9 protein-coding genes and 1 pseudogene are annotated in these 11,305 nt (G+C 71.0%); 3 read left to right on the forward strand and 7 right to left on the reverse strand.

Annotation, left to right across the window (positions count from 1 at the left end; all coding sequences use genetic code 11):
• Window positions 1-84: 84 nt before the first annotated feature.
• A complete protein-coding gene (locus ABZV38_RS33185) occupies window positions 85-2,484 on the reverse strand; it encodes a Tex family protein (RefSeq protein WP_356332151.1) in 2,400 nt (799 codons plus the stop codon).
• Window positions 2,485-2,621: 137 nt separating this feature from the next.
• Window positions 2,622-3,485 (reverse strand): hypothetical protein, encoded by an 864-nt coding sequence (locus ABZV38_RS33190; protein WP_356332152.1) that lies wholly within the window; start codon window positions 3,483-3,485, stop codon window positions 2,622-2,624.
• A 135-nt stretch (window positions 3,486-3,620) separates the two neighbouring features.
• On the opposite strand from ABZV38_RS33190, the pseudogene ABZV38_RS33195 reads away from it, so the two are divergent.
• A pseudogene (locus tag ABZV38_RS33195) lies at window positions 3,621-4,591 on the forward strand (GlxA family transcriptional regulator).
• Window positions 4,592-4,601: 10 nt separating this feature from the next.
• On the forward strand, window positions 4,602-5,237 hold the full coding sequence (locus ABZV38_RS33200; RefSeq protein WP_356332153.1) for a DJ-1/PfpI family protein: 636 nt from the start codon (window positions 4,602-4,604) through the stop codon (window positions 5,235-5,237).
• 28 nt (window positions 5,238-5,265) lie between these two features.
• Here the strand turns inward: ABZV38_RS33200 and ABZV38_RS33205 are convergent, their stop codons facing one another.
• The gene (locus ABZV38_RS33205; RefSeq protein ID WP_356332154.1) at window positions 5,266-6,030 is read right to left on the reverse strand and encodes an enoyl-CoA hydratase/isomerase family protein; all 765 of its coding nucleotides are present in this window, start codon (window positions 6,028-6,030) and stop codon (window positions 5,266-5,268) included.
• A gap of 360 nt (window positions 6,031-6,390) precedes the next feature.
• On the opposite strand from ABZV38_RS33205, the gene ABZV38_RS33210 reads away from it, so the two are divergent.
• On the forward strand, window positions 6,391-6,846 hold the full coding sequence (locus tag ABZV38_RS33210) for an ATP-binding protein (protein ID WP_356332155.1): 456 nt from the start codon (window positions 6,391-6,393) through the stop codon (window positions 6,844-6,846).
• Window positions 6,847-6,929: 83 nt separating this feature from the next.
• Here ABZV38_RS33210 and idi read toward each other — a convergent pair whose 3' ends face one another.
• From idi to galE, 4 genes are all read right to left on the reverse strand, one after another.
• Window positions 6,930-7,523 (reverse strand): isopentenyl-diphosphate Delta-isomerase, encoded by a 594-nt coding sequence (gene idi / locus ABZV38_RS33215; RefSeq protein ID WP_356332156.1) that lies wholly within the window; start codon window positions 7,521-7,523, stop codon window positions 6,930-6,932.
• Window positions 7,524-7,672: 149 nt separating this feature from the next.
• Window positions 7,673-8,968, reverse strand: coding sequence for a bifunctional class I SAM-dependent methyltransferase/N-acetyltransferase (locus tag ABZV38_RS33220; RefSeq protein WP_356332157.1), 1,296 nt, complete (start codon window positions 8,966-8,968; stop codon window positions 7,673-7,675).
• Window positions 8,969-9,179: 211 nt separating this feature from the next.
• Window positions 9,180-10,121, reverse strand: a complete 942-nt coding sequence (locus ABZV38_RS33225) for a cation diffusion facilitator family transporter (RefSeq protein WP_356332158.1) — start codon at window positions 10,119-10,121, stop codon at window positions 9,180-9,182.
• Window positions 10,122-10,274: 153 nt separating this feature from the next.
• Window positions 10,275-11,258 (reverse strand): UDP-glucose 4-epimerase GalE, encoded by a 984-nt coding sequence (gene galE / locus ABZV38_RS33230; RefSeq protein ID WP_356332159.1) that lies wholly within the window; start codon window positions 11,256-11,258, stop codon window positions 10,275-10,277.
• Between the last annotated feature and the right edge of the window lie 47 nt (window positions 11,259-11,305).

The following is an 11,305-nucleotide window of genomic DNA, read 5'->3' on the forward strand; positions in this document are numbered from 1 at the left end:
CCGGCCGGCACCCGGCCCGGCCGGCACCCGGCCCGGCCGGCACCCGCCCCGGCCGGCACCCGGCCCGGCCGGCACCCGGCCTGGTCAGCGCTTGCCGCGGCGGTCCGTGGGATTGCCGCCGTCCGCCAGGCCCGCGCGGCGCAGGGCATCAGCCATCGCACTGTTCGTGGGGGCGGGGGCCGGGGCCGCAGCCTGGCGGGCACCACTCCCTCCACCGTCGCGGCGGTCGCGCGGGGCGCGCTGCTGGGGCGGGCGGGCGCCCTGGCCGCGCTCGCGGCGCTGGCCCTGGGCGCCGCCGGACGCCGACGGCGCCGCCTCGTCGTCCAACCGCAGCGTCAGCGAGATCCGCTTCCGCGGGATGTCGACGTCCATCACCTTCACCTTCACGATGTCGCCCGGCTTCACCACATCCCGCGGATCCTTCACGAACGTCTTCGACATCGCCGACACATGCACCAGACCGTCCTGGTGCACACCCACGTCCACGAACGCCCCGAACGCGGCGACATTCGTGACGACCCCCTCCAGCACCATCCCGGAGACCAGATCGCCGATCTTCTCGACGCCCTCCTTGAAGGTGGCCGTCTTGAACGCGGGCCGCGGGTCGCGACCCGGCTTCTCCAGCTCCTTCAGGATGTCCGTGACCGTCGGCAGCCCGAACGTCTCGTCCACGAAGTCGTCGGCCCGCAGCGACCGCAGCACACTCGAGTTGCCGACCAGCGAAGCGACCTCGCCGCCCACCGTCTTGGCCATCCGCCGCACCACCGGGTACGCCTCCGGGTGCACGCTCGACGCGTCCAGCGGGTCGTCGCCCCGGATCCGGAGGAAGCCCGCGCACTGCTCGTACGCCTTCGGGCCCAGCCGTGCCACATCCTTCAGTCCCTTCCGGGACCGGAAGGGGCCGTTCGCGTCCCGGTGCGCGACGATGTTCTCCGCGAGGCCGGAGCCGATGCCCGAGACCCGCGACAGCAACGGCGCGGACGCGGTGTTGACGTCGACGCCGACACCGTTCACACAGTCCTCGACGACCGCGTCCAGCGAGCGCGACAGCTTCACCTCGGACAGATCGTGCTGGTACTGGCCGACACCGATCGACTTCGGGTCGATCTTCACCAGTTCGGCCAGCGGGTCCTGCAGGCGCCGCGCGATCGACACCGCGCCGCGCAGCGACACGTCCATGTCGGGGAGTTCCTGCGAGGCGAAGGCCGAGGCCGAGTAGACCGAGGCGCCCGCCTCGGACACCACCACCTTGGTGAGCTTCAACTCCGGGTGCTTGTCGCAGAGTTCACCGGCGAGCTTGTCCGTCTCGCGGGACGCGGTGCCGTTGCCGATCGCGATCAGGTCGACGGAGTGCTCCTTCGCCAGCCGCTCCAGCTTGGCCAGCGACTCGTCCCACTTGTTCGCCGGGACGTGCGGGTAGATGACGTCCGTCGCCACGACCTTGCCGGTCGCGTCGACCACGGCGACCTTCACCCCGGTACGGAAGCCGGGGTCGAGCCCCAACGTGGCCCGCGTCCCGGCCGGCGCGGCGAGCAGCAGATCGCGCAGGTTCGACGCGAAGACCCGTACCGCCTCGTCCTCCGCCGCCGTACGCAGGCGCAGCCGCAGATCGATCCCGAGGTGGACGAGGATCCGGGTCCGCCATGCCCAGCGCACCGTGTCGCCGAGCCACTTGTCGCCGGGGCGGCCGCGGTCGGCCACGCCGCAGCGGCGGGCGACCATGTTCTCGTACGTCGACGGGCCCGGCTGGTCCGACGGCTCCTCCGGCTCCAGGACCAGGTCGAGAACGTCCTCCTTCTCGCCCCGGAGCATGGCGAGCACCCGGTGCGAGGGCAGCGCGGTGAACGGCTCGGCGAAGTCGAAGTAGTCGGCGAACTTCGCGCCGGCCTCCTCCTTGCCGTCCCGCACCTTCGCCGCCAGCCGCCCGCGCGACCACATGCGCTCGCGCAGCTCGCCGATCAGGTCCGCGTCCTCCGAGAAACGCTCGGTCAGGATCGCGCGGGCGCCCTCCAGCGCCGCCGCCGCGTCCGCGACACCCTTGTCGGCGTCCACGAAGGCAGCCGCCGCGGCGAGCGGCTCGACCGACGGGTCGCCCAGCAGCCCGTCGGCGAGCGGTTCGAGCCCCGCCTTCCGGGCGGTCTGCGCCTTCGTCCGCCGCTTCGGCTTGAACGGCAGATAAATATCCTCAAGACGGGCCTTGGTATCGGCTGCCCGGATCTGCGCCTCCAGGGCCTCGTCCAGCTTGCCCTGCTCGCGTACGGAGTCGAGGATCGCCGAACGCCGGTCCTCCAGCTCCCGCAGATAGCGCAGCCGTTCCTCGAGCGTGCGCAGCTGCGCGTCGTCGAGCATTTCGGTCGCTTCCTTGCGGTAGCGCGCGATGAACGGCACGGTCGACCCGCCGTCGAGCAGCTCGACGGCCGCCTTCACCTGCCGCTCGCGTACGCCGAGTTCCTCGGCGATCCTGCCTTCGATGGACGTCGTCACGGTTTCTACCGACTCGCCTTCTCGTACTGGCTGTACTTACCGGGGGCCAGGGCACGCCGTGGTCCCTTCGCCAGCATTGTGCCGGGTGGCCGGGCGCCGTGTCGCCCGACCACCCCATGTGTCGACCGGTCGGCGGTTCAGCCCTTGCCGACCAGATCGGCCGGGAACGCACCCGCCGAAGCCGCCGTGAACAGGAATCCGCGCGCCAGCTCGGTCAGCCGCGCCACACCCTCCGCGCCGAGATGCTCGTACGGTGCCGCGTCCATCCGGTCCGTTGCATCCTCCAGCTCCGCGCGCAGCGCCACGCCGGCCTCCGTCAGCTCGCCCTCGCCGTCGAGCAGTCCGCGCCCGCGCAGCCGCTCGGTCGCGTCCTCCCAGTCGGTGCGGCGCCAGCCGCGGGTGGCGAGAACCCAGCGAGGCGACATGCCCTTGCCGGTGGCGGTGTGGCTGGCCAGGGCCTCGACCGGGTCGAGACCGGCGGCGAGGAGCGCGGCGAGATGGCCGTCGCCGCGGTGTTCGCGCAGCAGGGTCGCGGCGTGCCAGTACGCCAGGTGTGGCTGTTCGGGTACCGGCAGATCGGCGTGGGCGGCGTACAGCGGCCGGGCGTGTCGGGTGCACGCCTCGGCGGCGCGCAGCGCCAGCTCCGCCGCCTCGGCCAGCTCGGGGGAGTCGATGATCTCCGGGCCCAGCAGTCGGCGCAGCGTCGTGTCGACGACGCGCAGCCGGGCCTCCAGGACCGCCTCCGGCGTGGCGACGGACCACACCGCGGGCAGGTGCCGGGCGACGAGGTCGTGGTTGAAGTTGTAGAAGGTCGCGGTGACGGTGCCCGGTCCGACCGCTCCCAGCGCCGCCCCGCGGGCGGCGAAGTAGGCGGCGTTCGAGTCGTCGATGCCGAGCTCTCCGAGCTCCTTGCCGAGGTCGGGGGAGAAGTAGACCGTCGAGTGCAGCGGGTTGATGGCGTTGTGGCAGCGGCGTCCGGCGCGCGGCGGCAGAGTACTCATGCCCGCACGTTACCGACTGGTCGGTACGTGGCGAAACCCGCGGGGTGACGCCCGGCCCGCACCGGGTGGCCGATGGCAGGAAAGGTGGGTTATTCGTCATTGCGGCCACCTTCGCTGCCCACAAGGATGGAAGCCATGACGCAGCGATCCGTACTCGTCGTCCTCTTCGACGGCGTCCAGAGCCTCGATGTGACCGGGCCGATGGAGGTATTCGCCGGGGCCTCCCGCTTCCCGGACGTCACGTACGACCTCCGCACCGCCTCACTCGACGGCGCACCGGTGCGCACGAGCGTCGGACTCACTCTCGTACCGGACGGCAGCCTCGCCGACGCGGAACCGCCCCACACCCTCCTCGTCCCCGGCGGCCAGGGCACCCGTGCTCCGGACCCGGCACTCGTCGACTGGCTGCGGGCACACGCCCCGCACGCCGAGCGGCTGGTCTCGGTCTGCACCGGCGCCCTGCTGCTCGCGGCGGCAGGACTGCTGGACGGGCACCGGGTGACCACGCACTGGGGGGTCGCCGAGCACCTCGCCCGCACCTATCCGGCCGTCGAGGTCGACCCGGACCCGATCTTCGTACGGGACGGGAAGCTGGCCACCTCCGCCGGCGTCACCGCGCGGGCATCGATCTCTCCCTCGCCCTGGTCGAGGAGGACTTCGGCAGGCAGGTCGCGCTCACCGTCGCCCGCCACCTCGTCGTCTTTCTGCGGCGGCCCGGCAACCAGGCCCAGTTCAGTGCGCAGCTCACCGCGCAGACCGCCCGCCGCGAACCGCTGCGCGAGGTCCAGTACTGGATCACCGAGCACCCCGGCGACGACCTCTCCGTCGAAGCGCTCGCCGCCCGCGCCCGGCTCTCGCCCCGCCACTTCGCCCGCGCCTTCCAGTCCGAGACGGGGCAGACACCGGGCCGGTATGTCGACTGCGTCCGGCTCGAACACGCCCGGCGGCTCCTGGAGGACACCACCGACGGGGTCGCCCACGTCGCGCACGCCTGCGGGTACGGCACCCCGGAGGCGATGCGCCGCGCCTTCATCAAGGCCCTCGGCACCGCGCCCGCCGAGTACCGGCGCCGGTTCCGCCCCCAGCCCATGACCAGCACCAACTGAAAGGAATGCCATGCAGATCGCCATCGTCCTCTTCGACCGCTTCACAGCACTCGACGCCGTCGGCCCCTACGAAATCCTCTCCCGCACCCCCGGCGCCGAGACCGTCTTCGTCGCCGAGCGGACCGGCCCCGTGCGCAACGACAGCGGCAGCCTCGCGCTCCTCGCCGAACGGACCCTCACCGACGTACCCGCCCCGGATGTGGTGATCGTCCCCGGCGGCCCCGGCCAGAGCGCCCAGATGGAGAACGAGACGCTGCTCGGCTGGCTGCGCGCCGCCGATGCCACCAGCACCTGGACGACCTCCGTCTGCACCGGCTCGCTGCTCCTCGCTGCGGCCGGTCTGCTGAAGGGGCGGCGCGCCACCTCGCACTGGCTCGCGCTGGACGTCCTGAAGACATTCGGCGCCGAGCCGACCGGCGAACGCGTCGTCATCGACGGCAAGTACGTCACGGCCGCCGGCGTCTCGTCCGGCATCGACATGGGACTCACCCTGCTCGGCCGGATGGCCGGCGACGAGCACGCGCAGGCCGTACAGCTGCTGACGGAGTACGACCCCCAGCCGCCGTACGACGCGGGGTCACCGCAGAAGGCCCCGGCCGCACTCGTCGAGGAGTTCCGCGCCAAGAGCCGCTTCATCCTCAGCTAGGGGCTGCCCGGCGGATCACGGCCGGCGCTCAGGTCGTCCAGGTGAAGCGCGGCGCCCGCCGCTCAAGAAAGGCGGTGACACCCTCTGCGGTGTCGCCGCTACGGCGCGCCTGCTCCGCCCAGTACGCGTCGCGGTCCGCACGTCCCGCGGCGTACTCCTTCGCCGCAGCCTGCGTCAGTTGCGAGCGCGAGGCCAGGATCCGTACGTACGACTCCACCCGCTTGTCCAGGTCACCGGCCGGCAACACCTCGTCCACCAGACCGGTCCGCAGCGCGCGCTCCGTCCCGATCAGCTCGCCGGAGAACAGCAGATGCTTTGCCGCGGCCGGGCCGATCAGCGCGACCAGCCGCCGGGTCGACGACGCGGGATAGACAATGCCGAGCTTGGCCGGGGTCACGCCGAAGGACGCACCCTCTTCGGCGAACCGCAGATCGCAGGCGGCCGCCAGCTGGCTGCCGCCGCCCACGCAGAAGCCGCGCACCGCGGCGAGCGTCGGCCGGGGGAAGGCGGCCAGAGCCTCTTCGGCCGCCACGGCGAGCGCCTGCGGATCGTAGGCCGGATCGCTCGCCCGGTCCCGGAGCGAGGAGATGTCCGCACCGGCACAGAAGGTGTCCCCGGCGCCGGTCAGGACCAGGGCGCGCACGGCGGGGCCGGCGGCCAGCCGGTCCAGCAGTGCGGGCAGCGCCTGCCACATCGCGGCCGTCATCGCGTTGCGCTTGGCCGGGTTGCTGATCACGACGGTGGCGACGCCGTCCGCGACGGTGTGCTTCAGCTGCGGTTCCTCACGGTCCATGCGCCGGATGCTATCCGTACGGTTCGAACCTGTGATCAAGAAGGGGTCGGGAGCAGGCACGCACCGTGAGGAGCTGTCAGATGACCGATCCCGCAGTCCAGGGCAGGGAACTGAGCAGCAGTTCGGCTTGACGCTGCTGCAGGGTGCCTTCGGTCCACAGCAGACGGTGACCGAGGAGCTGCCGGACAAGCCAGAGAAGAAGATCAGAAACAGTCCGAGAAGTGGCGCTGTCCTACTTAAGTGATCAAATTCTGTCGATAGAGGTCGACTTTTGTTCAGTAGCACGGCCCGGACCAACCACTCACCGCACTCTGTACTCGACGTGCAGTGACTATCGAGTCGAAAGCGGGTGCCGGAACTATGGAGAGCCGCGGGAGTGTCCCGGCCCGGCCCGTGTCGTACGAAGGGGTCTGGCGCTTCACCGCGCCGGCTGTCGACGTGTCCGTACCGCAGGCCCGGCACGCCGTACGCGATCTGCTGAACCGCCAGGGCGTGCCGATGGACGAGGACATCGCCCAGGGCCTCCTGCTCATCGTCTCCGAGCTGGTCACCAACGCGGTGAAGCACGCCGCACTGCTCTCCCCGGAGCTCGCCGTGGAGGTGGCCGTCGGCGCCGAATGGGTCAGAGTGTCCGTGGAGGACAACCATCCGTACCGGCCGACGGCCCTGGAGACGGACTACGCGCAGACGGGCGGGCGAGGGCTGCTGCTGGTCCGGGAGATCACGTTCGAAGCGGGCGGTACCTGCGACGTCGAGCACACCGCCGGCGGCGGAAAGATCATCTGGGCGGCGCTGCCACTGAGCGCGAACCTCTGACTGCCCGCACCCGCCCCGATCCGCCGGTCCGTACCGTCCCCGATCCGCCGGTGCGCCACCGGCCCCGTCCGGCGGGTCCGCTGTCACCAGCCCGCGGACGGGCCGGTCAGCTCCCTGATCGCCGGGCGTGCCGCATCGAGCACCGTCATGAACCAGGCCGAGAACGGCGCCTCGGCATGCCGCTTCGCCAGCTCGTCGGCGGCCACGAACGCCGTCTCGCCGACTTCCTCCGGGTCCGGACTCGGCTGCGCCTGTGCCAGTCCGACGAAGAGATGGTTGAACTCCTGCTCCACCAGCCCGGATGCCGGGTCGGGGTGGTTGTAACGGACGGTGCCGGCCTCGGCAAGCAGCGACGGCGAGATCCCGAGCTCCTCGTACGTACGCCGAGCGGCCGCGGCGAAGGGTGCCTCGCCCGGATACGGGTGGCCGCAGCAGGTGTTCGACCAGACCCCGGGGGAGTGGTACTTGCCGAGCGCGCGGCGCTGCAGCAACAGCCGGCCCTGCTCGTCGAAGAGGAACACGGAGAACGCGCGGTGCAGTTGACCGGGTGCCTGGTGGGCGGCGAGCTTCTCCGCCGTGCCGATGGTGGTGCCGTTCTCGTCGACCAGTTCGAGCATGATCGCTTCTGCTGTGCCGTTCGACGAGATGTTCGCCGCGGTGGCTGGTGTGGTCGGCATACCCATCCTTCGCTATGGTCCCCGGCACCGTGCGCCGGTCCCCTCGAGTGTGCTCAAGTCTGCCGTACAAAAGCGGCTTGTCCGTACTTCGGGTCCTGGCATGTCCGGTCCCACCGCACTGCACGGATGCGGTGGAACCGGACCACACTTCAGACCCCGAATGCCGCCGGGTACTGGATCGTGCCCTGCGGCACCGGCGCGGAATCGTCGAGTACCAGAGCCATCATCGCCTCGTCCGGTACGTCGAAGCCCGGCCGGATCCCGTACCGGGAAGCCGGTACGAAGCCGAACCTCGGGTAGTACCCCGCATGCCCGAGCACCAGCACGAGCCGTTCGCCCCGCAGCCGGGCCGCATCCAGCACGGCCCGCACCACCGCCTGACCGGCACCCTCGCGCTGCCGCTCGGGGACGGTCGCCACGGGGGCCAGCGCCAGCGCCGGCGTGTCACCGACCCGGCACCGGGTCAGCAGCGCGTGCGCGGCGATGTCACCGTCGGGTCCGTCCTGCGCCACGTACGACAGGCCGGGCAGCCAGGCCTGAGGATCGGCCCGCAGCGCGTCGACGAGACGCGCTTCGTCCCGTGTCGGGAACGCGGCCGCGTTGACCACGTGCACGGCCTCGATGTCCGCCGCCGTCTCCGGCCGGGTCGTCCAGCGGGGGTCGGCGGGACGCAGGGCGTACGCGGCGTAGCCGTACTCCCTGCCGTGGTCGCGGCGCATGGCCAGTTCCGCACGGGTGGACGCGAGCGCCCACGCCATGCCGGGCACCGAAGAGTCCGCGTCCTCGACGTGCCGGGCGAGCGGGACGTAGTACTCGTCCCAGTCGCTGTCGGGCTGCACCCGCACCCCGAGGACGTGATAGCCGGCCGCGACGGCCACCGCGGTCTGCCCGGCCACCGGGAGCATCGGGCCGTCCTGGTCCCAGAAGACGCGTGCCTCGTCCGACGGCTCGTCCGTCGTCCAGACGCAGTGGCTGGCGACCAGGGAGCCGCCCGGGGCGAGCAGCCGCTTCCAGTCCCGAAGCGCGGTGTCGAAGCCGATGATGTACGCCGACCCCTCGGCCCAGACGAGATCGAACGATCCGTCCGGGAGGTCCGGTGTGCCGGGGCCGGAGAGCTTGCCCATATCGGCCCGGACGGTGCGGATCCGGTCGCCGAGCCCGCGCGCCTCGGCAGCCACACGCAGCTCGTCGAGGAACGGCTGGTGGGTGTCGACTGCTGTCACCTCGGCGCCCGCCTCGGCGGCGAGCAGCAGCGCCGCCCTGCCCGGGCCGCAGCCCAGATCGAGGACGCGCGGACGGTGCGGCAGCGGGCCGGTGAGGGCGAGCAGCTGCCGGGTGGTGGCGTCGGAGCCGGGGCTCTGGCGGGGCAGATTGTGGTGCAGGGAGAAGAACGCCTCGTAACGAACGGCGTGATCGTCACGGACGGTGTGATCGTTGTCGGTCAACGTGGGAAACCCTTGAGTGAGAGGGTTCCGGCCAACGTGGCGACTCGGCGTGAGTCGGCGGGCTAGCCGGGAACCCGGGAGTTGAAGAAGGACCGAATGCTGCGCCGGGCAGGCGCCGTCGCGACGGTCATCAACCTCAGCTCCTCTCTCAGACACGGGCGAGGCCCGAATACCTCTGCGGGGACCCTACACCCGTCCCCCTGGGGGCTGTTCAGTGACAGAGCTTGGCCTCGTGCTCCGCATGACCGATCGGTTCGAGCTGGAACGTGCAGTGCTCGACGTCGAAGTGCGTGCCGAGGCAGCCCTGCAGTTCGTGCAGCAGCTTCTCGTGCCCCATCGAGTCGAGCAGTTCCTGGTGCACCACCACATGGGCGGAGAGCACCGGCATGCCCGAAGTGATGGTCCATGCGTGCAGGTCGTGGACGTCCAGCACTCCGGGCAGCGCCGTGATGTGGGCCCGTACCTCTGCCATGTCGACGCCTTTCGGGGCCGACTCCAGCAGCACATTGAGTGTCTCCCGGAGCAGCTTCACCGTGCGGGGGACGATCATCAGGCCGATCATCAGCGAGGCGATCGGGTCGGCGGTCTGCCAGCCGGTGGCCAGGATGATGCCCGCCGAGACGAGCACGGTCACCGAGCCGAGCGCGTCCGCCAGCACCTCCAGATAGGCGCCGCGCACATTGAGGCTGTCCTTCTGTCCGCGCATCAGCAGCGACAGGGAGATCATGTTGGCGACGAGGCCGACCAGCGCGAAGACGATCGTCAGACCGCCCCGGGTCCCGGTCGGTGTGATGAAGCGCTCGACGGCTTCGAACAGCAGATAGCCGCCCACCCCGAGCAGCAGCAGACAGTTGGCCAGAGCCGCGAGGATCTCCGCCCTGGCGTAGCCGAAGGTGCGGTTGAGTCCGGCCGGCTTGTTGGCGAAGTGGATCGCCAGCAGCGCCATGCCGAGCCCCAGCGCGTCGGTCGCCATATGGGCGGCGTCGGCGATGAGCGCGAGCGAGTTCGAGAGCAGACCGCCGATGATCTCCAGGACCATCACGGTGAGCGTGATGCAGAGCGCGACCCGCAGCCGCCCCTTGTATGCGGCGGCCGCGGTGCCGGTCGGCGGCGGGCCGCCGTGTGTGTGCCCGTGATCGTGCCCAGCCCCCATGGGGACGCCTCCGGTCGTCTCGCGGACCCGGACCCGTATCGGTCCGAGAAGGCCAGTGAACTACGGGTGGGGGGTATCCGGCAACACGGCACTGAACACCGTTGTCAACTGCTCTGACCTGCGGAAATGGTCGCAGGTCAGAGCGGTGGGTGATCAGGCGTGGAGCGCCTCGGGGTGGCGCAGGCACCAGCCCTCCCAGGCCGACTCGACCACCTCCCGCACCCCGCGCCGGGCCGTCCAGCCCAGCTCCTCGGACATCCGCGCGGCGGAGGCGACGGCCCTGGCTGCGTCGCCGGGCCGGCGCGGCTCGGTCTCCGGTTTGACGGGGTGGCCGGTGATCTCGCCCACCAGATCGGCGAGCTCGCGCACCGATACGCCCTCGCCGCGGCCGATGTTCACGGTCAGGTCCGCGGGACCGCCCTGCGCGCTCAGCCTGCGGGCCACCGCGAGATGCGCGTCGGCGAGATCGGCGACATGGATGTAGTCGCGGACGCAGGTCCCGTCCGGGGTCGGATAGTCGTCGCCGAAGATCCGGGGGGCCTCGCCGCGGGTCAGCCGGTCGAAGAACATCGGAATGACATTGAAGACACCGGTGTCCGACAGTTCCGGTCGGGCCGCTCCCGCCACATTGAAGTAACGCAGACATCCGGTGGACAGGGAGTGCGCCTTCCCGGCCGCCCGGACCAGCCACTCCCCGGCGAGCTTGGTCTCACCGTACGGATTGATCGGGGAACAGGGGGTCTCCTCGGCGATGAGTTCCGCGTCCGGTACGCCGTACACCGCGGCCGAGGAGGAGAAGACGAAGCGCCGCACACCGGCCGCGACGACGGCCTCGAGCAGGACCGCGAGCCCCGAGACGTTCTCCCGGTAGTACAGCAGCGGCTTCTCGACGGATTCGCCGACCTGCTTCTTCGCTGCGAGATGCACCACACCGGTCACGGCGTGCTCGGCGAGCACCCGGTCGAGCAGTGTGCGGTCGGCGGCCGAGCCGCGGACCAGCGGTACATCGGCCGGGAGCCGGTCGGGAATGCCGGTCGAGAGGTCGTCGAGGACGACCACTCGCTCCCCGGCAGCCGTCATGGCACGCACCACATGTGCCCCGATATATCCCGCTCCGCCTGTAATCAGCCATGTCATGCCTGTCAGCCTAGGTCTATGCCCCTGCGGTCCATGACCCGAGGCGC

Source organism: Streptomyces sp. NPDC005181, from assembly GCF_040608395.1.
In the GTDB taxonomy this organism is placed as follows: Bacteria; Actinomycetota; Actinomycetes; order Streptomycetales; family Streptomycetaceae; genus Streptomyces.